General features: G+C 66.5%; 17 protein-coding genes. 13 read left to right on the top strand and 4 right to left on the bottom strand.

From position 1 onward, the window contains the following. Positions 1-21: 21 nt before the first annotated feature. Together AC1DRO_RS12390 and AC1DRO_RS12385 are read right to left on the bottom strand one after the other, a co-directional pair. Positions 22-1,431 (bottom strand): MFS transporter, encoded by a 1,410-nt coding sequence (locus AC1DRO_RS12390; RefSeq protein ID WP_476951018.1) that lies wholly within the window; start codon positions 1,429-1,431, stop codon positions 22-24. Between the two features lie 593 nt (positions 1,432-2,024). Then, a complete protein-coding gene (locus tag AC1DRO_RS12385) occupies positions 2,025-2,705 on the bottom strand; it encodes a GntR family transcriptional regulator (RefSeq protein WP_476951017.1) in 681 nt (226 codons plus the stop codon). A 297-nt stretch (positions 2,706-3,002) separates the two neighbouring features. Here AC1DRO_RS12385 and AC1DRO_RS12380 point away from each other — a divergent pair, with 297 nt between their 5' ends. From AC1DRO_RS12380 to AC1DRO_RS12365, 4 genes are all read left to right on the top strand, one after another. After that, positions 3,003-4,361, top strand: a complete 1,359-nt coding sequence (locus AC1DRO_RS12380) for an MFS transporter (protein WP_476951016.1) — start codon at positions 3,003-3,005, stop codon at positions 4,359-4,361. An 86-nt stretch (positions 4,362-4,447) separates the two neighbouring features. Then, positions 4,448-5,836, top strand: coding sequence for a protoporphyrinogen/coproporphyrinogen oxidase (locus tag AC1DRO_RS12375; protein ID WP_476951015.1), 1,389 nt, complete (start codon positions 4,448-4,450; stop codon positions 5,834-5,836). A 47-nt stretch (positions 5,837-5,883) separates the two neighbouring features. Further along, on the top strand, positions 5,884-6,777 hold the full coding sequence (gene dapA / locus AC1DRO_RS12370) for a 4-hydroxy-tetrahydrodipicolinate synthase (RefSeq protein WP_476951014.1): 894 nt from the start codon (positions 5,884-5,886) through the stop codon (positions 6,775-6,777). 3 nt (positions 6,778-6,780) lie between these two features. Further along, positions 6,781-8,289, top strand: a complete 1,509-nt coding sequence (locus tag AC1DRO_RS12365) for an aldehyde dehydrogenase family protein (RefSeq protein ID WP_476951013.1) — start codon at positions 6,781-6,783, stop codon at positions 8,287-8,289. Positions 8,290-8,301: 12 nt separating this feature from the next. Here AC1DRO_RS12365 and AC1DRO_RS12360 read toward each other — a convergent pair whose 3' ends face one another. Then, a complete protein-coding gene (locus tag AC1DRO_RS12360; RefSeq protein ID WP_476951012.1) occupies positions 8,302-8,973 on the bottom strand; it encodes a GntR family transcriptional regulator in 672 nt (223 codons plus the stop codon). A 143-nt stretch (positions 8,974-9,116) separates the two neighbouring features. On the opposite strand from AC1DRO_RS12360, the gene glyA reads away from it, so the two are divergent. From glyA to AC1DRO_RS12315, 9 genes are all read left to right on the top strand, one after another. Further along, positions 9,117-10,457, top strand: coding sequence for a serine hydroxymethyltransferase (gene glyA / locus AC1DRO_RS12355; protein ID WP_476951011.1), 1,341 nt, complete (start codon positions 9,117-9,119; stop codon positions 10,455-10,457). After that, positions 10,454-11,674 (top strand): sarcosine oxidase subunit beta family protein, encoded by a 1,221-nt coding sequence (locus AC1DRO_RS12350; protein ID WP_476942735.1) that lies wholly within the window; start codon positions 10,454-10,456, stop codon positions 11,672-11,674. Before glyA ends, AC1DRO_RS12350 begins: the two co-directional genes overlap by 4 nt. A 15-nt stretch (positions 11,675-11,689) precedes the next feature. Beyond that, on the top strand, positions 11,690-12,019 hold the full coding sequence (locus tag AC1DRO_RS12345) for a sarcosine oxidase subunit delta (RefSeq protein WP_028278136.1): 330 nt from the start codon (positions 11,690-11,692) through the stop codon (positions 12,017-12,019). Then, positions 12,016-14,970 carry a 2Fe-2S iron-sulfur cluster-binding protein gene (locus tag AC1DRO_RS12340; RefSeq protein ID WP_476951010.1) on the top strand — a complete coding sequence of 985 codons (2,955 nt, stop codon included), beginning with the start codon at positions 12,016-12,018 and terminating at the stop codon, positions 14,968-14,970. The genes AC1DRO_RS12345 and AC1DRO_RS12340 overlap by 4 nt, the downstream gene beginning before the upstream one ends. Beyond that, entirely contained in the window at positions 14,963-15,598 is a 636-nt protein-coding gene (locus tag AC1DRO_RS12335) for a sarcosine oxidase subunit gamma (protein WP_476951009.1), read from the top strand. Before AC1DRO_RS12340 ends, AC1DRO_RS12335 begins: the two co-directional genes overlap by 8 nt. Continuing rightward, the gene (locus AC1DRO_RS12330) at positions 15,598-17,013 is read left to right on the top strand and encodes an L-serine ammonia-lyase (protein WP_476951008.1); all 1,416 of its coding nucleotides are present in this window, start codon (positions 15,598-15,600) and stop codon (positions 17,011-17,013) included. Before AC1DRO_RS12335 ends, AC1DRO_RS12330 begins: the two co-directional genes overlap by 1 nt. Positions 17,014-17,015: 2 nt before the next feature. Continuing rightward, positions 17,016-17,891 (top strand): formyltetrahydrofolate deformylase, encoded by an 876-nt coding sequence (gene purU, locus AC1DRO_RS12325; protein ID WP_028278140.1) that lies wholly within the window; start codon positions 17,016-17,018, stop codon positions 17,889-17,891. Positions 17,892-17,901: 10 nt separating this feature from the next. After that, positions 17,902-19,167, top strand: coding sequence for an N-acetylglucosamine-6-phosphate deacetylase (locus tag AC1DRO_RS12320; RefSeq protein WP_476951007.1), 1,266 nt, complete (start codon positions 17,902-17,904; stop codon positions 19,165-19,167). A 99-nt stretch (positions 19,168-19,266) separates the two neighbouring features. Then, positions 19,267-19,860: an NADPH-dependent FMN reductase gene (locus AC1DRO_RS12315; RefSeq protein ID WP_476951006.1), complete on the top strand. Its 594-nt coding sequence runs from the start codon at positions 19,267-19,269 to the stop codon at positions 19,858-19,860. A gap of 55 nt (positions 19,861-19,915) precedes the next feature. Here AC1DRO_RS12315 and AC1DRO_RS12310 read toward each other — a convergent pair whose 3' ends face one another. Beyond that, positions 19,916-20,734 carry a GAF domain-containing protein gene (locus AC1DRO_RS12310; RefSeq protein WP_243178242.1) on the bottom strand — a complete coding sequence of 273 codons (819 nt, stop codon included), beginning with the start codon at positions 20,732-20,734 and terminating at the stop codon, positions 19,916-19,918. Between the last annotated feature and the right edge of the window lie 157 nt (positions 20,735-20,891).

Raw genomic sequence — 20,891 nt, 5'->3', positions numbered from 1 at the left:
AGATGTGGGCGTCGGCCGGGACTACTCGTGGCGCAGCGGTTCCTTGCTGGTCTCACGGGAGAGGACGACGGCGATCAAGGAGATGACCGCTGCGCCGGCGAGGTACCAGGCAGGAGCCAGGGCATTGGCCGTCGCGGCGATCAGGAGGGTCGCCATGAACGGCGCGGTGCCGCCGAAGAGCGCGTTGGAGAGATTGAAACTGACGGCGAAGCCGCTGTAGCGGACACGGGTCGGGAACATTTCCGCCAGGAAGCTCGGAAGCGTGCCGTCATTGAGCGTGAGCATGCCGCCCAGCAGGATCTGGACCAGGACGATCACCAGGAAGTTCCCCGTGCCCAGCAGGGCGAAGGCCGGCACGGTCAGCACGATGAAGCTCAAGGAGGCGGCAATGAGGACCTTTTTGCGGCCGTAGCGGTCCGAGAGCATTCCGGTCAGGAAGATGAACCCGATGTACGTCACGAGTGCGATGGTGGTGGCCAGGAACGATTCGGCAGCGCCGAGTCCCAGTTCCGAGGACAGGTAGGTCGGCATGTAGCTGAGGATCACGTAGAACCCGACGGCGTTGAGCAGCACTGCTCCGACGGCCTTCAGCAGCAACCGCCAGTGGTTCCGGAAGAGGCTGGATACCGGGGCCTTGATGGCATGATCCTCCTCTGCCAGTTCGCGGAACACCGGGGTGTCTTCGAGCTTGGTGCGGATGTAGCGTCCGATCAGGCCCATCGGGGCGGCGAGCAGGAACGGCAGGCGCCACCCCCAGCTCTGCATCGCCTCGGCGGTGAGCAGGATGGTCAAAAGGCCCGCGAGCAGGGAACCCAGCAGCAGGCCCGCGGCCGTGCTGGCCGGAACCACCGCTGCGTAGAGGCCGCGCTTGTTGGCCGGGGCATACTCCACCAGGAAGGCGGACGCGCCGGCGTATTCGCCCGAGGCGGAGAAGCCCTGGACGACGCGCACCACCAGGAGAAGGATCGGCGCCCAGATGCCGATGGAGTTGTACCCCGGGATAAGGGCGATGCAGAAGGTCGCTCCGGACATGATCAGGATTGACAGGGAAAGCGCGGTCCGGCGTCCCACCCGGTCGCCGATGTGGCCCCAAACAAAGCCGCCGAGCGGCCGCACCAGGAACGAGATGGCGAAGAGGGCGAAAGTCAGCAGAAGCGCGGTCTGGGGATTGGACTCGGGGAAGAAGACCGCGGCGATGGTTGCGGCCAGGTAGCCGTAGACGGCGTAGTCGAACCATTCGACGAAGTTTCCGATGAAACTTGCGGCGACCACCCGCCGTCGGGTTTCCTTGCTGACTGCGGGATCGTGCCCGCCCGGGGCCGCCCGGCCGCTCACCGTGGCCTGTCCGGAGGAAGTACTGCCATGCCCGCTATTCGACTCTGGGCTGCTCGACCCCGCAAGTGCCGACGGGGAGAAATTTTCGTTACTCATGTGTCCACCAAAGAGTTTTGGGAGTTGCAATCAGTGCAACGCTGTTGCACCAGATTAGGCGTGACGCATGACACAGTCAATGCTTTTTGTGATTTCTCCTACACGGATCAATCTGGATTAGAGACCAAGACAGCGCCGCGGGCACCCAGTCGGACCGCACAACAATAGTTGCAATGAACGAAGCGGTGTTGCATAAATTGCGCGATGTGTCCGTCAACTTGGGGAAAGCTTGAGCCGGGCGGCGCCGCGGTTCCGCCCAGTCCGGCGCGGTGGCACACTAAGTGGACTATCGAGTGACTGGGGGGATCCACGTCAGGAGATCGTCATGGGCATTCTGGTACGCACGCGCACTTCCGGCCGCCGGACGGCGGGCGAGCCATGATGGCCGGGTGGGCCTATCTCATGGCCGCAATCATGACCGTTGATTCGCTCCTGCTGGGGCTGCTTCTGATGAACGTGAAGTGGCCGAAGCGCTGGAAGTGAACCGGCCAAACCGGACGCGCATTTAGATCAGCGACGCGGGAAATACCTGCCGCGGCCCGTATTCGGGTGTCGCTGGTATTTCCCGCATGCCGGGCACAAAGTGCGTCGGGTTAGCCCTCGCCCTGCGCGGCAAGCCGGGCCCTGATTCGGTCAGAGGCATCCAGAAGTGATGCCGCATTGATTGAAGCGGCCGCGTCGGCATCATTGCCCCGGGCGGCCGTGATCAGGTCCTGCTGGTACCGCCACAGGGAGTCGTCCCCTGTCGTGTCCAACGAACCCTGGGCGCCGACGATCTTGTACGCCCGGCAGTGCTGCCAGAGCGAGCGGATCGTTTGGACAAGAACGGGGTTCCCCGCAGCTTCGTAGAGGACCGTCAGCAGAGCCTCGTCATGATCCAGCAGCGCGATGACCCTGCGCTCGTCAATAGCTGCGCGCATCAGCTCGTACTCCGCCTGCATCTTGTCGCAGTCCTGAGCCGTGACCCGCCGGCTTCCCAGCCGCGCCGCCTCGGTCTCCAAAAGCCGGCGGACGTCGTAGACATGGATCAGTTCCTCCAGCGTGAGGCTCTTCACGACGGCGCCCTTGTGCGGTTCCCGCTCGGCCAACCCGGCCTCTTCAAGACGCCGGATCGCCTCGCGAACAGGCATAACACTGGTTCCGACCTGCTCCGCAAGATCGCGCACCCTTAACCTGGCACCAGCCGGGAGGTCGCCATTGAGGATTGCCTCGTGAATCATCGCGTAGACCTGATCGGTCAGCAGGGTTGGGACTACGCGCTTGGATATGACCACAGATCAAATATAGCCTCCTGCCGCCCTCTGGCACCTCCCGCACCTGCCGCCAGGGTTCCGGAACGCAGGAAAGTTCAGTTTCCCCTCTTGTGTGATTTGTGATCACATCCTACAGTGGTTTATGTCACACAGCCCGCTGACAGCCCCTCCTGAGACTCGGCGGGGATGGGCTCGCAAGTTCTACGCACACCGGTCGTTCGTTGCCAATGACGACTGCGCACAGGCCGGGAAACGGCAAAAATACTCTTCTCGGGGGCCCGCGATAACCGGTCCACCCAAGTTCCGAAAGGAAACGCAATGTCCCACCCACTCGATGACGCGCCCCTCTCGTCTTTCCACAAGAAACTGGCGCTGTATTCTTCCGGGGGCCCGTTCCTTGACGGGTACATCCTGAGCATCATCGGCGTTGCGATGATCCAGATCACTCCGCAGTTCAACCTCTCCGCCTCGGAACAGGGGCTGGTGGGGGCTGCCGCCCTGGGCGGCATCTTTTTTGGCGCTTTCCTCGGCGGCTGGCTGACCGACAAGTTTGGCCGGCACCTGCTCTTTACGGTGGACCTCATAGCGCTGGTGATCTGTTCGGTCCTGCAGGCCTTCGTCAATGACGCGTTTTGGCTGATCATCCTGCGCCTGCTCATCGGCTTCGCCGTCGGTGCTGATTATCCGATTGCCACCTCGCTGCTCGCCGAATTTACCCCGAGCCGCTGGCGCGGCCCTCTGCTGGGCGCCTTTGTCACCATGTGGTTCGTCGGTGCCGCAGCCGCGTACATTGTCGGCCAGTTCCTGCTCACGTTCGAAGACGGGTGGCGCTGGATGCTCGCCAGCGCAGCCATTCCGGGACTGATCATTGTCCTGCTGCGCATTGGAACCCCCGAATCGCCGCGCTGGTTGGCCAAAGTCGGCCGCGATGAAGAGGCCAACAAGGTGCTCGCCAAGGTGTACGGTCCGAATGTCTCGCTGGCCGATCTGCCTGAGGAAAGCGGTAAGAACGTCAGCGTCGGCGAACTCCTGAAGTCCGGCTACGGCAAGCGCATGGCCTTCATCACCATCTTCTGGACCTGCTCGATCGTTCCGCTCTTCGCGGTGTACGCGTTCGGCCCGGCCATCCTCGGGGCCCTCAAACTCGGCGCCGACCTGGCGCACCTCGGTTCCGCGGCCATCACCGTCATGTTCCTCGTCGGGTGCCTGATTGCGGTGGCCCTCGTCAACAGGATGGGCCGCCGGCCCCTGATCATCCACAGTTTCCTGTGGAGCGGCCTGGCGCTTCTGGGCCTGGGACTGTTCCCGGAGAGCGACCCGTGGATCATCTTGTCCCTCTTCGCCGCCTACGCCGTCTTCATCGGGGGCACCCAGATCATGCAGTGGGTCTACCCCAACGAGCTGTTCCCCACGGAAGTCCGCGGCTCGGCAGTGGGCCTGGCCTCATCCCTCAGCCGCATCGGCGCCGCCGTCGGAACCTACCTGGTACCTCTGGCCCTGACAACGCTGGGCATCGGGACCACCATGATCATCGCCGCAGTGGTCACCCTCGTCGGCCTCGCCGTATCCATCGCGTGGGCCCCCGAAACACGGGGCCTGACCCTGGGCGAGGCTGCTGCCCTCCCCGGCCGCACCGCCAAGGCAGGCAGTCCGATCAGGAAGCACGCCACGAGCTAGGTCCTCGAAAAAGGGTTTTCGGCGGAGTCGCCATCACCGGCGGCTCCGCCCCGCATCAACACAACAGCTATGAAGGAACGCGAACCATGAAAGATGTAGTTATCGTCGGAGGAGGTCTCGCCGGGCTCTCGGCAGCCTGGCGGCTGCGGCACTGGGACACCGTGCTGCTGGAATCGGGGCACCGCGTCGGCGGCAGGATCCGCTCGGAGCGCCGCGGCGCCTACTGGCTGAACTGGGGAGGACACGTCTTCGCCGGAGCCGGATCCTCCACCGATGCCTTGCTCGCTGAAGTCGGCGTGACGGCCGTCCAGATCCCCGGGTCCCTCCAGGCGCTGTCGATGAACGGGAAGTTCATCCGCGAAGGACACATCGCGACGTATCCGTTCCGCATTCCCATGTCCCTCACATCGCGCATCGACACCCTGCGGGCCGGTATGAAGGTGGTCAGCGGAGTAGCCAAGTACACGGCCGTCGTGAAGAAGCGTGCGGGCGAATCCGGCGCTATGCGGCAGCAGCGCATCTATGACTTCGAGAACGACAGCTCGTTCCAGGACTTCATCGGAAACCTCTCAGAAGACGCCGCCGCACTGTTCAAGACCACGGTCACACGCTCCGCGGGCGACATGAACGAAATCTCTGCCGGCGCCGGCATCGGGTATTTCAGCCTGGTACTGGGCATCGGCCAAGGACTCAGCCAGGGCATCGTCGGCGGCCCGTCCACCCTGACCGAGTCGATCGCGGCCTCGCTGGGCGACCGGATCCAGCTCGGAGCCACCGTGCAGGAGATCGTGCACAAGAAGAACTCCGTTCTCGTCCGGTACAGCCAGGGTGGTGCCGACCGGGAAGTGGAGGCCCGCGCCGTCGTCCTTGCCAGCACCGCCGATGTGTCGCACAAGATCGGCGTCGACCTGCCGGAAGACCTGCGCGGCGCACTCAGCCAGATCAAGTACGGCCCGCACGTCAGTACGGCCTTCCTGACCAACGAGACATCGGCAAGGCCCTGGGACGACATCTACGCCATCGCGGCGCCGAAGCGCTCCTTCGCGATCGCCCTGAACCAGGCGAGCATCGTCCGTGGCTCCGAGTCCGTGCGGAAGCCCGGCGGCAGCTTCATGACGTTCTCGCCGGCCAGTCTGGGGCGGGCGCTGCTGGATAAGAGCGACGAGGAAGTCATCCAGACCCATCTTGCCGATCTCGACCAGGTCCTCGGCCACGGATTCGCCGACAGCGTGGTGGAGGCCCAGACGGATCGGTGGAAGATGGCGTCTCCCTACTGCTTCCCCGGCCGGGCCAAGCTCCAGTCGACCCTCATGCGCGGGACCGACCGCGTCTTCCTGGCCGGAGATTTCCTCGGAACCCTCTACACCGAAAGCTCCATCACCACCGGCTTCTCGGCGGCCCAGGAAGCTGCCAGCCTACTGGCCACGGAACGGCAAAGCTCCACCACACACCTTCGCCTGGCATCCGGATCCTGATCCGGCCCCCTACGACCCCACATCCTAAGCAAGGAGAACAACCAACCATGTCAAAGCAACTCAAGGGCGTCCTCACCGCACTCGCCACCCCGTTTGACCAAGACGGCGCCATCGACGTCGACACGCTGCGGCGTATTGTCGACCGCTCCATTGACGCCGGCGTCGACGGCGTCGTGGCTGCCGGATCAACGGGCGAGGTCGGTGCCCTGTCCTCCGAGGAGCGGCTGCTCCTCATTGACACCGTCATCAAGCAGGCAAAAGGGCGCGTCCCCGTCATCGCCCAGACCGGCGCCACCTCGACGGCCGAGGCCATCCGGCTTTCGCAGGCGGCTGAGAAGGCAGGCGCGGACGTGCTCATGCTGATCACGCCCTACTACGAGCCATTGTCCCTGGCGGAAACCGTCACCTACATCAAGGACGTTGCCCGGTCGGTCAAGCTTCCGGTCATGCTCTACAACATCCCGGCCGTCACCGGCGTCAACCTGGATCCGGCAACGGTCCGTGCGCTGGTCGAGGAAGTGGAGAACATCCGGTATATCAAGGACTCGAGTGCGAACTGGGAACAGGCGCTGCAGCTGATCCACCACCACGGGGATGTCATCGGCACGTTCATCGGGTGGGATGTCTACCTCTACAGCGCCCTTGCTGAGGGCGCGGCCGGCGTGATGGCCGGCACGGCCAACGTCGTACCCGACGAAATCGTTGCCGTCAGCCGGCTGATCGCCGACGGCGACCTCACGGGTGCCCGTGACCTGTGGAACCAGCTGTACCCGGTCATCGATGCGCTCCTCTCCGTCCCCTTCATCCCGGCCGTGAAAGCCGGTCTATCCTTGCAGGGACTTCCGGCCGGCTCACCCCGGCGCCCCACGTCCGAACTCAGCGCCGGGGACCTTGCACGGGTTCAAGACGCCCTGTCCGCCCTCTACCAGAACGTGGGATAAGCGATGTCCATCTCGGTCAGCAACCCGGCACAGATCCGCCGGAGCCAGACGCCCGAAAAGCTCATCAGCGCCGAGGATCTGGCACCCGGCGAGCACTTCATTGACGGAGCCTTCCGGGCCGGCAGCTCCGGCGCCGTGACCGACGTCGTGGATCCCTGCAACGGGGAGCCGATCACATCAGTCGCCGACGGCACGGTCGGGGAAGTCGACGCCGCCGTGGCGGCCGCCGTCGCCGCGAAGAGGCAGTGGGGATCCCTGGTGCCCAAGGAACGCTCCGAAATCCTGCACCGGATCGCCGACCGGCTCAGCGAACACTCCGAGCTGCTGGCCCGGATCGAATCAGCGAACACCGGAAAGCCGTTCATGGTCTCCGAAGACGACGTCGCCGGAACCATCGATACGTTCAGGTTCATGGCAGGCGCCCTGCGGGCCACCACCTCCATGGCCGCCGGCACGTACGCGGCAGAGCATCTGTCCCTGATCCTGCGGGAACCGCTGGGCGTGGTGGGAGTGGTGACACCCTGGAACTACCCCCTGCTCATGGGCGCCTGGAAGATCGCCCCCATCCTGGCCGCCGGCAACACCCTGGTGCTGAAGCCGTCCGAACAGACACCGCTGACCACCCTGAAGTTCGCGGAACTCGTCGCCGACATCCTGCCGCCGGGGGTCTTCAACGTGGTCACCGGCCGCGGCTCGATCGTCGGGGCCCGGCTCTCCGACCATCCGGACGTGGATATGATCGCGCTCACCGGGTCCGTCAACAGCGGCCGTGCCGTTGCCCGCGGAGCCGCGGAATCACTCAAGCGCGTCCACCTCGAGCTCGGCGGCAAGGCCCCGGTGGTGATCTTCCCTGACGCCGACCTGGCGGCAGCCGCGAAGTCCCTGCGGGCCGCCGGCTACTGGAATTCAGGTCAGGAATGCGGAGCGGCCTGCCGGGTGCTGGTCCACGAATCCGCTGCCGACCGGTTCACGGAGCTGCTGGTTCAGGAGGTCAGCACGCTCAAGGTGGGCGAACCCGGTGCCGGGCCGGAGATCGAGATCGGACCCCTGACGTCCAAGGGACACTTCGACCGCGTCGTCGGCTACCTCGAGCGTGCCCGGCGCGCCGGCATCCGCGCGGCCGCCGGCGGCGCAGCCCTTGAGGGTCCGGGCTACTTTGTCGCGCCGACCGTACTGGTCAGCGTGCCCGACGGCGCCGAATGCTCCCGCGAGGAAATCTTCGGACCCGTCATCACCATCGAGACCTTTGAGACCGAAGAAGAAGCAATCGCCCGCGCCAACGATGTCCCGTTCGGCCTGGCCGCCTCCGTCTGGACCGAAGACGCCCGGCGCAGCCATGACGTGGCATCCAGGATCGACGCCGGCACCGTCTGGGTGAACTCGCATCTGGTGCTGGCCAACGAGGTCCCCTGGGGTGGATTCAAGGGTTCAGGCTACGGACGTGACCTGTCCATTTACGCCCTGGACGACTACTCCAGGACCAAACATGTCATGCACAACCGCGGCCGCTGACAGGGCGGACTCCTAGAGGACCTTGCGGATGGTCTCCTCGAAGCTGGTGACGTGGTGCAGGGCGAGTTCGCCGGCCCTGTCCGCGTCGCCCTCGGCCACCGCCTTGAGCAGCTCCACGTGCTCGCTAATGTGGCCGCTGACCGAGGGGACCTTGTCCAGGACCAGGCACCAGATGCGCGTGGCCAGGTTGTCGTAGCGGATCAGCGTATCCTCCAGGTGCGGGTTGGCCGCGGCCCGGTAGATCAGGCGGTGCACTGTCAGGTCGTAGCGCATCAGCTCCCGGGAATCTGCTGGGCTCGGGGCCAGTTCCGCAATGGTCTTGGCGACATCCAGCAGCTCGCGGCGCATGGCGGCGTTGGCCCGCGTTGCCGCCCGCCGCGCCGCCAGGGGTTCCAGCAGTTCCCGGATTTCCGAGACGTCGGCCAGTTCCGTGAAGTCCACGGTGGTGGCAAAGGTTCCCCTTCGCGGGTATGAAACCACCAGGTGGTCCACTTCCAGCCGCTTGATCGCCTCGCGCACGGGAGTACGGCCGAACCCGAGCTCGGCGGCGAGCTGCCCGTCATTGATGGGTTCGCCCGGCCGGATTTCGAGCATGATCAGCTTGTCGCGCAACTGCCTGTACGCGGCCTCCGCCTGGGAGATAGCTTCGTCCTCTGCGGGCGGCAGGACGGTGAGTGCATTCACAGCTCGGCTCCGTTTCTGGATTTCAACCGGAAGCCTGGTTCCACTTGGCTTCCAGCTATTGACTCTGGTGTGATCTCAATCATACCATTGTTCTCACACTGATATATCAGTCATAGCAATAGTGGTATTTCAAAGGAGTAACCGTGGTTGAGCAGTTGAACGAGCGACTTTCCGTAGTCGATCCCGAGGTCGAAGAGGCCGTGGCGCACGAACTGAAGCGCCAGCAGTCCACCCTCGAAATGATTGCGTCCGAGAATTTCGCCCCCGCCGGGGTCATGGAGGCACAGGGTTCGGTGCTGACCAACAAGTACGCCGAGGGATACCCGGGCAAGCGCTACTACGGCGGCTGCGAGCACGTTGACGTGATCGAACAGCTCGCGATCGACCGGGTCAAGGCCCTGTTCGGCGCCGAGTACGCCAACGTCCAGCCGCACTCCGGCGCGCAGGCCAACGCCGCCGCCATGTTTGCCCTCCTGGAACCGGGCGACACCATCATGGGACTTGCCCTCGCCCACGGCGGCCACCTCACCCACGGGATGAAAATCAATTTCTCCGGCAAGCTCTACAACGTGGTCCCGTACCACGTGAGCGAGCACAACCACCTGGTGGACATGGCCGAAGTGGAGGCCCTGGCCCTTGAACACCGGCCCAAGATGATCGTGGCCGGCTGGTCCGCCTACTCCCGGCAGCTGGACTTCGCCGAGTTCCGGCGCATCGCCGATTCCGTGGGCGCCTACCTCATGGTGGACATGGCACACTTCGCCGGCCTCGTGGCCGCCGGGCTTCACCCGAACCCGGTCCCCTACGCCGACGTCGTCACCACCACCACGCACAAGACGCTCGGCGGACCGCGCGGCGGCGTGATCCTGGCCAAGGAGGAGTACGCACGCAAGATCAACAGCGCCGTGTTCCCCGGCCAGCAGGGCGGCCCGCTGGAACACGTGATCGCAGCCAAGGCCGTGGCTTTCAAGATCGCGGCGTCTCCGGAGTTCAAGGAACGCCAGGAGCGCACGCTCGAAGGCGCCGGGATCCTCGCGTCCCGGCTCCTGAAGGACGACGTCGCGGCGGCCGGGATCTCAGTGGTCAACGGCGGCACCGATGTGCACCTGGTCCTGGTGGACCTGCGGGACTCGGAACTGGACGGGCAGCAGGCCGAAGACCGGCTCCACCGGATCGGCATCACCGTCAACCGCAACGCCGTCCCGTTCGATCCCCGCCCGCCCATGGTCTCCTCCGGGCTGCGGATCGGCACCCCCGCCCTGGCCACCCGCGGCTTCGGTGCCGCGGAGTTCACCGAGGTGGCGGACATCATCGCCTCCGCCCTCATCTCGCAGGCGCCCGGGGACGAACTCAGCGACCAAACCGCCGCTGAACTGCGCGTACGCGTCAGCGCCCTCGCGGACCGGTTCCCCCTTTACCCGCATCTCGGCACCGGCACGACGGCGACCGGGCTTGAGGCAGAACTGATTGGAGCAGCACAATGACCACCGAACACCTGCCGGAGCACCCGGACTTCCTCTGGCGCAACCCGGACCCCAAGAAGAGCTACGACGCCGTGATTGTGGGCGGCGGCGGACATGGACTGGCGACGGCGTATTACCTGGCCAAGAACCACGGGATGACCAACATCGCCATCCTGGAAAAGGGCTGGCTCGCCGGCGGCAACATGGCCCGGAACACCACCATCATCCGCTCCAACTACCTCTGGGACGAGAGTGCGGCGATCTACGAGCACGCCCTGAAACTCTGGGAGATCCTGCCCGAAGAACTCGAATACGACTTCCTGTTCAGCCAGCGCGGGGTCATGAACCTGGCCCACACCCTGGGCGACGTCCGCGAAAGCGTCCGCCGCGTCGGAGCCAATAAACTCAACGGCGTCGACGCCGAGTGGCTGGACCCGCAGCAGGTCAAGGAACTCTGCCCCATCCTGAACATCAACGACAACATCCGCTACCCGGTCATGGGCGCCACCTACCAGCCGCGCGCCGGCATCGCCAAGCACGACCACGTCGCCTGGGCGTTCGCCCGCAAGTGCGACGAGCTCGGCGTGGACATCATCCAGAACTGCGAGGTCACCGGCTTCGTCAAGGACGGAAACCGCGTCACCGGGGTCAAGACCACCCGCGGCACCATCCACACCGAGAAGGTCGGTCTCTGCGCCGCAGGGCACAGCTCGGTGCTGGCGGAAATGGCCGGGTTCCGGCTTCCCATCCAGTCCCACCCCCTCCAGGCACTGGTGTCGGAGCTCCACGAGCCCGTCCACCCCACCGTCGTCATGTCCAACCACGTCCACGTCTACGTCTCCCAGGCGCACAAGGGCGAACTGGTCATGGGCGCCGGCGTGGACTCCTACAACGGCTACGGCCAGCGCGGATCCTTCCACGTGATCGAGCACCAGATGGCAGCCGCCGTCGAACTCTTCCCGATCTTCGCCCGGGCCCACGTGCTCCGGACCTGGGGCGGGATCGTTGACACCACCCTGGATGCCTCCCCGATCGTAGGCACCACCCCGGTGGAAAACATGTTCGTCAACTGCGGCTGGGGCACCGGCGGATTCAAGGGCACACCGGCGGCCGGGCTGACGTTCGCCCACACGATCGCCACCGGAGAACCGCACAAACTCAACAAGCCCTTTGCCCTCGAGCGCTTCGAAACCGGCGCCCTGATCGATGAACACGGCGCCGCCGCCGTGGCCCACTAGAAGAGAGGTACGGACATGCTCCTGATTCCCTGCCCCAACTGCGGTCCCCGCGACGAGACCGAATTCCACTACGGCGGCCAGGCCCACGTGGCCTACCCCGAAAACCCGGCAGAGCTCACGGACCGCGAATGGGCCGAGTACCTGTTCTACCGCGACAACACCAAGGGCGCCTTCGCCGAACGCTGGCTGCACAGCACCGGCTGCCGGCAATGGTTCAACATGCTCCGCGACACCGTCACCTACGACATCCAGGCCGTCTACCCGATGGGTCAGCTCCGTCCCGCCACAGGCCCCACAGCCCCCACCGTCACCAGCCCCGTCTCCCCGGAAGGAGCAGTCAAATGACCGCTCAGCCGCAGCCCGCGCGTCTTAGCACAGGCGGACGCATCGACCGCAGCGTCACGTGGCGCTTCACCCTGGACGGCCGTGAGTACACTGGCCACCCCGGCGACACCCTCGCCTCCGCCCTGCTGGCCAACGGCCGGCTCCGCGCGGGCGACTCCCTGTATGAGGGACGGCCCCGCGGCATCATGTCCGCCGGCGTCGAGGAATCCAACGCCCTGGTCAAGGTCGCGGCCCGGTTCCCGGGCCACGTGGCCGAATCCATGCTCCCCGCCACCACGGTGTCCCTCGTGGACGGCCTCAGCGCCGAATACCTCAGCGGACTGGGCAAGCTGGACCCGGCCGAGGACCACGCCGAATACGACAAGAAGTATGTCCACACCGATGTCCTTGTGGTCGGTGGCGGCCCGGCAGGCCTGGCCGCGGCCCGCGAGGCCGTCCGCTCCGGCGCCCGGGTCATCCTTATCGACGACCAGCCCGAACTGGGCGGATCGCTGTTGTCCGGCTCCACGGATCCGGCCCTCGCGGAGAGCATCGAAGGGCAGCCCGCCCTGGAATGGGTGGCCAATGTTGAAGCCGAACTGATCTCCGCGGCCGAATGCACCGTGCTGAACCGCACCAGCGCCTTCGGCTCCTACGACTCCAACTACGTCATTGCGGCCCAGAACCGGACCGACCACCTCCTGACCCCGGCCGCCCCCGGTGTTTCCCGCCAGCGGATCTGGCACATCCGGGCCGCCCAGGTCATCCTGGCCCCGGGCGCCCACGAACGCCCGCTGGTCTTCGAAAACAACGACCGCCCCGGCATCATGCTCGCGTCCGCAGTCCGCACCTACCTCAACCGCTACGCCGTCGCCGCAGGTTCCCGGGTGGTCATCAGCACCACCAACGACAGCGCCTACGCCTTGGCCGCCGACCTCCGCGCCGCGGGCATCCGGGTCGAAGCCGTCGTAGACGCCCGTGCACAGCTAAGCGAAACCGCTTCCGCAGCTGCGGCCGCGGGAACGCGGGTGCTGATCGGCAGCGCCGTCGCCAACACCACCGCTGCTGTGTCCGGCGACGGCCGGCTCCTCGGCGTCACCGTCCGGAGCATCAACGACGCCGGCGAACTCACCTCGGGCATCGAACACCTCGCCTGCGACCTGCTGGCCGTCTCCGGCGGCTGGTCCCCCGTGGTTCACCTGCACTCCCAGCGCCAGGGCAGGCTCCGCTGGGACGAAGACCTCGCCGCCTTCGTCCCCAACAGCGTGGTCCCCAACCAGCAGGTGGCCGGCTCCGGCCGCGGCAGCTTCGACCTCGACGACTGCGTGGCCGAAGGCATCTCCGCCGGGGCCGCGGCGGTCATCGCCGCGGGCTTCGAGTCCGATGCTGAACCGTCTGCGCCGACGCCGCCGCGCGCCGCCGCCCCCACCCGCCAGCTCTGGCTGGTACCCGGGCAGGACGGCGGCCCGGATGACTGGCACCACCACTTCGTGGATTTCCAGCGCGACCAGTCCGTGGCCGATGTCCTCCGCTCCACCGGTGCCGGCATGCGGTCCGTGGAGCACATCAAGCGCTACACCTCGATCAGCACCGCCAACGACCAGGGCAAGACCTCCGGGGTTAACGCGATCGGCGTCATCGCCGCCGCGCTCCGGACAGCCGGCGAAGCGTCCCGCGGGATCGGCGACATTGGCACCACCACCTACCGGGCACCGTTCACGCCCGTGGCGTTCGCCGCCCTGGCCGGACGCCAGCGCGGCGAACTCTTCGACCCCGCCCGCCTCACCTCCATCCACCCCTGGCACGTCGCCCAGGGAGCCCTCTTCGAAGACGTCGGGCAGTGGAAGCGCCCCTGGTACTACCCGCAGGACGGCGAGGACATGGACAGCGCGGTGCTCCGTGAATGCGCCGCCGTCCGGGAATCCGTGGGTTTCATGGACGCCACCACCCTGGGCAAGATCGAGATCCGCGGCAAGGACGCCGGGGAGTTCCTGAACCGCATCTACACCAACGCGTTCAAGAAACTCGCTCCCGGTTCGGCCCGCTACGGCGTCATGTGCACCCCGGACGGGATGATTTTCGACGACGGCGTCACCCTGCGCCTGGACGAGGACCGGTTCTTCATGACCACCACCACCGGCGGCGCGGCCAAGGTGCTGGACTGGCTGGAGGAATGGCTGCAGACCGAATGGCCGGAACTGGATGTGCACTGCACCTCCGTCACGGAGCAGTGGTCCACGATCGCCGTCGTCGGTCCGAAATCCCGCGCCGTTCTCGCCAAAGTGGCTCCGGAACTGGCAGCCGACGGCGGCCTGGACGCCGAGGCCTTCCCGTTCATGACGTTCAAGGAAACCACCCTGGCATCCGGTGTCCAGGCCCGGGTCTGCCGGATCTCGTTCTCCGGCGAACTGGCCTACGAAATCAACATCCCGTCCTGGTACGGGCTGAGCACCTGGGAAGCCGTGGCGGCGGCCGGCGCGGAGTTCAACATCACCCCGTACGGTACCGAGACCATGCACGTGCTGCGTGCAGAGAAGGGGTATCCGATCGTCGGCCAGGACACTGACGGGACCGTGACACCGCAGGACGCCGGCATGGAATGGGTCGTGTCCAAGGTCAAGGACTTCATCGGCAAACGCTCCTACACCCGCAAGGACGCCGGCCGCACCGACCGGAAACACCTGGTCAGCGTCCTCCCCGTGGACGGCACCATTCGGCTCCCCGAAGGCACCCAACTGGTGGAGCAGGGCATCACAGTCAACCCCGCCTACGGCCCCGTGCCCATGCAGGGATTCGTGACCTCGAGCTACCACAGTGCGGCGCTGGGCAGGTCGTTTGCCCTGGCCCTGATCAAGAACGGCCGCAACCGCATTGGCGAGACCCTGGTGGCCGCCGCCGGCGACCAACTCGTGGACGTAATCGTCGCAGAAACCGTACTATTTGACTCTGAAGGGGCCCGCAAAGATGGCTGACACTGCAGCACTCGAAAATTCCAAGAAGATCCAGACCCTCAGGAAGAGTCCGGCGTCGCTCCTGAGAACGGCTTTTGAAGCGGGATCCGTTGCGGGCACCGTGGAGCTGCGTGAGGTGCCGTTCCTGACCATGGCAGGGCTCCGGGTCGATCCTGCCGGCGACGCAGGGAAGCGGCTGGGCGCCCTCACAGGTGGCCTGCCCTCCGCTTCCGGGGAAGTCCGCGGCAGCGGCGACACCGCAGTGCTGTGGCTTGGCCCGGCAGAATTCCTGCTCGTGGCCCCCGCCGAATCCCACGAAAGCCTGGGCGGTGAGCTCCCCCGGACGTTCATCGCCGCACTGGGTGACGGCCAGGGCCAAGTGGTGGATCTCTCGGCTAACCGCACCACGCTCGAGCTCTCCGGACCCCGGGCCAGTGCCGTGCTGGAGAAGGGCTGCGCCCTGGACCTGCACCCCCGCGTCTTCCAGCCCGGAACGGCCCTGTCCACGGAAATCGGCGGCATCCCCGTCGTTCTGTGGAAGACCGGGGACGAGACCTACCGGATCTTCCCGCGGGCATCCTTCGCGGAGTTCCTCGGCCGCTGGCTCCTCGACGCCATGCGCGAATATGCCTCCACCGAGGTCCCCTGATGGCGCTCAGCGTCCTCGACCTGTTTTCTGTTGGCATCGGGCCGTCCTCCTCCCACACGGTCGGCCCGATGCGGGCGGCCAAGCGGTTCGCCGACGGGCTCAAGAGCGACGGGCAACTGAGTTCCACTGCGAGGGTGCAGGCCGAGCTGTTCGGTTCCCTCGGCGCCACCGGCCGGGGCCACGGTTCGGACAAGGCCGTCGTCCTGGGCCTCCAGGGCCAGGACCCCGAGACAGTGGACACCGCCACGGCGGATGACCAGGTGGCTGCCGCTGCCCTGGATGCTGAGCTGCAGCTCGCCGGCCATCACCGGGTGGATTTCAACTGGGACGAGGACGTGGTCCTGCACCGCCGCAAGTCGCTGCCCGCCCATCCGAACGGCATGACCTTCCGGGCCCTTGACCACGCCGGCGACGTCCTCAGCGAACGGAGCTTCTATTCGATTGGGGGCGGCTTTGTCGTCGATGGCAATGCACAAGGCGCCGACCACGTGGTGGCCGACGACACGGTGCTGCCCTACCCGTTCACAACAGCTGACGAACTCCTCGAAATATGCCATCGAGAGAATATGTCCGTCTCCGACGTCATGCTGGCCAACGAACTCGTCTGGCGCACCGAAGCCGACCTCCGGGAGAAGCTCTTGGCCCTGTGGGCGGTCATGCGCCAGTGCGTGGAAAACGGCTGCGCTGCCGAGGGAATCCTGCCCGGCGGGCTGAACGTCAAACGGCGCGCCCCGTCGTTGTTTCGGACGCTGGCAGCATCCGCCGTCAGCGCCGAGGCGGACGCCCGGAACCCATCGCCGGTCCAGGTCCCTGCCGACCCGCTGCTCGCCATGGAATGGGTGAACCTCTTCGCGCTGGCCGTCAACGAGGAAAACGCCGCGGGGGGCCGGATCGTCACGGCGCCCACCAACGGTGCCGCCGGCATTGTGCCGGCCGTGCTGCACTATTACGTCAAGTTCGTCCCCGGCGCCAACGACGACGGCGTGGTCCGCTTCCTGCTGGCCGCGGCCGCCGTCGGGATCCTGTTCAAGATCAATGCCTCCATCTCCGGAGCAGAGGTCGGCTGCCAGGGTGAAGTCGGATCGGCGTGCTCCATGGCGGCGGCGGGGCTCTGCGAAGTGCTGGGCGGCACCCCGGAGCAGGTGGAAAACGCCGCCGAAGTCGGGATCGAACACAACCTCGGCCTGACCTGCGACCCCGTCGGCGGGCTGGTGCAGATCCCCTGCATCGAACGCAACGCCATTGCCAGCGTCAAAGCCATCAACGCCGCCCGCCTGTGCCTGCACGGGGACGGCAGCCATAAAGTCTCGCTGGACAAGGCCATTAAGACCATGCGCGAAACAGGAGCAGACATGAAAACCAAGTACAAGGAAACCTCCCGCGGAGGCCTCGCCGTGAATGTCGTGGAGTGCTGACCATGGCCGAGAACCAGAGCACCGAAACCGTGGAGCACATCCTGACCCTGGACTGCCCGGAAACGCGCGGGATCGTCCACGCCGTGTCCGGCTTCCTGCTGGACCAGGGCTGCGACATCCTGGAAAGCAAACAGTTCGACTCACAGCTGGACGGCCATTTCTTCATGCGGCTCCACTTCGCCTCGGCCGGGGACCAAACCACCCTGGACACGCTTCGGGAAGCCTTCGTTCCGGTCGCCGACAAATTCGGCATGCGCTGGGACCTGCGGCGGCACGGCAGCAAACGGCGGGTCCTGATCATGGTCTCGAAGTTCGAGCACTGCCTCAACGATCTGCTGTACCGGGCCCGCACCGGGGAACTGCCCATCGAGATCGTCGGCGTCGTCTCGAACCATCCCGATCACCGGCGGACCGTCGAATGGCACGGAATCCCGTTCTTCCATGTGCCCATCACCCCGGACACCAAGCCCGCGGCCGAGCAGCGGCTCCTGGAACTGATCGACCGGATGGACGTTGAACTGGTGGTCCTGGCTCGCTACATGCAGGTCCTCAGCGACAACCTCACCCGCCAGCTGGATGGCCGCGCCATCAACATCCACCACTCCTTCCTGCCCAGCTTCAAGGGCGCGAAGCCCTACCACCAGGCGCACGCCCGGGGCGTGAAGACGGTCGGCGCCACAGCCCACTATGTCAACGCCGAACTGGACGAGGGGCCGATCATCGCCCAGCAGGTGGTGGAAGTAGACCACACCTTCGGGCCCGAGGACCTCGTGGCCGCCGGACGCGACACCGAGTGTAAGGCGCTCTCCAACGCCGTCCGCTGGCACTGCGAGGGACGCGTCATCCTCCAGGGCAATAGGACGGTCGTGCTGCGCTAGGTTTGGCAGCATGATCCTGCCCTTCGAGGACCGCGAAGCCGCCGCCCCTGCCTACATCCTGCGGGGTGCCCTCATCACGGACGGCGACTGCACACCGGGCTGCGTGGTGGCGGTGAACAGCGGCCTGATCGCCTACGCGGGACCCGGCGACGGCTTTGACGCCGCACATTTCCCGGGTGCGGAGGAGCTCCCGCTGCCGCCCGGCAGCTCCCTGCTTCCCGGGCTTGTCGACCTCCATTGCCACGGCGCCGCGGGCGGCGGATTCCCGGCCGGCAACGACCGGGCCTGCCGGGCGGCCGTGGACTTCCTGCACCGCAACGGGACCACCAGCCTCCTGGCCAGCCTCGTCACGGCCCCGGAAGATGAGCTGGTGGGGTCGCTCGGCGTACTCAAGGTCCTGGCGGCCGAGGGCCTGATCGCCGGCGTGCACTGCGAGGGACCCTTCCTCTCCGCCGCCCGCTCCGGCGCGCAGGACCCGCACTGGCTCCGCGCCCCCGACCCTGCGCTGCTCCGGCGGCTGGTGGCGGCGGCCGGCGGAGCCCTGCGGACCATGACGTACGCCCCCGAACTGCCCGGCGCGGGTGAGCTCCTCCGGATCCTCACGGACCACGGGGTGATCCCCTCGCTGGGCCATACCGATGCCGCTGCCCCCGTGGCCGCGGCCTCACTGGCAGAGGCCGCGGACCTCATCCGCGGGGGCGCGGCTTCCGGGGCCTTCGGGCCGCGCGCCCGGCCCACGGTGACCCATCTGTTCAACGGCATGCCTCCCCTGCACCACAGGAGTCCCGGACCGGCGGCCGCGTGCCTGCGGCTGGCGGCCGCCGGCACGGTCGTCGTCGAGCTCGTCGGCGACGGCGTCCACCTCGACCCGGAGACGGTCCGGATGGTCTTTGACCTGGTCGGAGCCGGGGGCATCGCGCTGGTGACGGACTCCATGGCGGCGACCGGGCTGCCCGACGGCGACTACGAACTCGGCCCCGCGGATGTGGTGGTGCACGACGGCGTGGCCACCCTGCGGAGCAACGGCGCCCTTGCCGGGGGAACGGCGACCCTGTTGGAGGTTGTCCGCGCCACCATCGCGGCGGGAGTGAGTCCGGCCGACGCCGTCGCGGCGGCCACCCTGGTCCCGGCCCGTGTCCTGGGCCTGGAGGCCGAGATCGGCGCCCTCCGGGCTGGAATGCGCGCGGATATCATCGCCGTCGACCCGGGTTTCGACCTCGTGGCCGTGCTGCGCGGCGGACGGATCCTGCCGGACCATCGACGTGCCGCGCGTTAGCCCCTGAACCCGCGGGGCCCACGGCGGTGCGGAAGTTTCGAGCCCCTCGTTTTGTTGTTCTGAGTGTGGGCAAACATTACTTCCGGAAAGGAGCCCGCCATGATCCGCATCGCTATCGTGCTCGGGAGCACCCGGCCCGGTCGCCTCGGAAAGGCCGTCGCCGACTGGGTAAGTGCCCGGGCATCAGAACGCGGCGATGCCACCTTTGACGTCCTCGACGTCGCCGATTTTGATCTTCCGCTGCTGGACGAGCCGCTGCCACCCTCCCTCGGCCGGTACAGCCAGCCCTACACCAGGGCCTGGTCCGAAGCTGTCGACGGATTCGACGGCTACATCTTCGTCACGGGCGAGTACAACCACTCGATTCCCGGAGCACTGAAAAACGCTGTGGACTACCTCTACAAGGAGTGGAACAACAAGGCGGCCGGGTTTGTCAGCTACGGAAGCAGCGGCGGCATCCGCGCCGTCGAACACTTCCGCGGAGTGTCCGCGGAGCTGCAGATGGCCGACGTCCGGGCCCAGGTGGCGCTGCCCCTGGCCACGGAGTTCGCGAATTACCGCACTTTCATCCCGACGGCGGCCGCGGAAAAGAGCCTGCAGATCCTGTTTGACCAGGTGATCGCGTGGTCCGGCGCGCTGAAGGTCCTCCGGCCAGGCCATGCCCACGGAACAGAAGACGCCAGCGCGGCCTGACCGCTGCCCTGGCTTAGCCCGGTTAGCCGTCCCGCGGGGGCGTGCCGGTGTCCGCCTACGCCGGAGTCCCCGTCCTGCGCCGCCGCCGACGGACGGGGGGCGTGTCTCCGCCGTGTGGCGCCGCGGCATAGGGACTGGGCTGGGGCACGTTCTGGCCCGGAACGGAATCTGGCACCAGGACGTGGACTGTGCCGCCGGATGATTCCCGCGCGGCTCCGCCTGCGACGCTGCGCAGGTAGTCCAGGGCGCCTTCTTCGCTGAACCCGTACTCCCGCACCAGCGTCCGCAGCGCCAGCCCGGCCAGTGCCCGGGAGAGCTGCGCCGAGGAAAGGTCTGCGCCGCCGCCGGACCTCAGCGCCAACTCCTGGACCAATCGCAGTGCACGGGAGATGTAGCGGGCCAACCGAGCCGCTGCGATGATGTCTGCGCTGGTGAAGACGTGCGGCCACGCGGCGTAAAGGTTCACGGCGGCATGGAAGACCGCTTGTGGTGCCAGTGGAACGGATACGAGGGACCGGACCCCGAAGGCTGCGGCGGCGCTGGCGTATCCGGGCCAGCGCCGCTCCAGGGAAGTGTCGCCCACGAACACATATTCGCCGGTTCGGACCGCCGTGCGGGCGGGCCCGTCGTCGAAGGAACGCTGCGCCTCGTCGGCGGCCCGTGCCGGTGCGCTGCCCGCGGTCAGCGTGAGTGCCTCCGCGGACCCGACCAGTGTCACTGCCCAGCTGATCCCACGGCCGGGACCACCGATGTCGTCGACAAACTCACTCACGGCTTCGCTGAGGAAGGCACCGACATCCGGGTCGTTGAAGTGCAGCTCCCAGAAGGAGGCATAACGATCCTGCCGGCCGTCTCTTGCAATTCCTTGGGTCATGTTCCACGCTCGAGATCAAAGCACGCAGCTCACTGCTGAACCGATGAAAACAGCATACGTCCGGGCGGACACCGCCGCGCCTCCCATTTGTCAGAGCCAGGGCCTCCGTCGCATTGGGATGGTTCCGGGCTGTCCCGGCGACCTGTTTCGATTAACT

The organism is Arthrobacter sp. P4_F11 (assembly GCF_056401395.1).
Note: the sequence above shows the minus strand (reverse complement) of the source record. Positions and strands in the feature narration are given on the sequence as shown.

Coding starts and splice junctions, on each gene's coding strand:
- AC1DRO_RS12390 (WP_476951018.1), bottom strand. CDS start 1,431: ATGAGTAACGAAAATTTCTCCCCGTCGGCACTTGCGGGGTCGAGCAGC.
- AC1DRO_RS12380 (WP_476951016.1), top strand. CDS start 3,003: ATGTCCCACCCACTCGATGACGCGCCCCTCTCGTCTTTCCACAAGAAA.
- AC1DRO_RS12375 (WP_476951015.1), top strand. CDS start 4,448: ATGAAAGATGTAGTTATCGTCGGAGGAGGTCTCGCCGGGCTCTCGGCA.
- dapA (WP_476951014.1), top strand. CDS start 5,884: ATGTCAAAGCAACTCAAGGGCGTCCTCACCGCACTCGCCACCCCGTTT.
- AC1DRO_RS12365 (WP_476951013.1), top strand. CDS start 6,781: ATGTCCATCTCGGTCAGCAACCCGGCACAGATCCGCCGGAGCCAGACG.
- AC1DRO_RS12350 (WP_476942735.1), top strand. CDS start 10,454: ATGACCACCGAACACCTGCCGGAGCACCCGGACTTCCTCTGGCGCAAC.
- AC1DRO_RS12345 (WP_028278136.1), top strand. CDS start 11,690: ATGCTCCTGATTCCCTGCCCCAACTGCGGTCCCCGCGACGAGACCGAA.
- AC1DRO_RS12340 (WP_476951010.1), top strand. CDS start 12,016: ATGACCGCTCAGCCGCAGCCCGCGCGTCTTAGCACAGGCGGACGCATC.
- AC1DRO_RS12335 (WP_476951009.1), top strand. CDS start 14,963: ATGGCTGACACTGCAGCACTCGAAAATTCCAAGAAGATCCAGACCCTC.
- AC1DRO_RS12330 (WP_476951008.1), top strand. CDS start 15,598: ATGGCGCTCAGCGTCCTCGACCTGTTTTCTGTTGGCATCGGGCCGTCC.
- purU (WP_028278140.1), top strand. CDS start 17,016: ATGGCCGAGAACCAGAGCACCGAAACCGTGGAGCACATCCTGACCCTG.
- AC1DRO_RS12320 (WP_476951007.1), top strand. CDS start 17,902: ATGATCCTGCCCTTCGAGGACCGCGAAGCCGCCGCCCCTGCCTACATC.
- AC1DRO_RS12315 (WP_476951006.1), top strand. CDS start 19,267: ATGATCCGCATCGCTATCGTGCTCGGGAGCACCCGGCCCGGTCGCCTC.
- AC1DRO_RS12310 (WP_243178242.1), bottom strand. CDS start 20,734: ATGACCCAAGGAATTGCAAGAGACGGCCGGCAGGATCGTTATGCCTCC.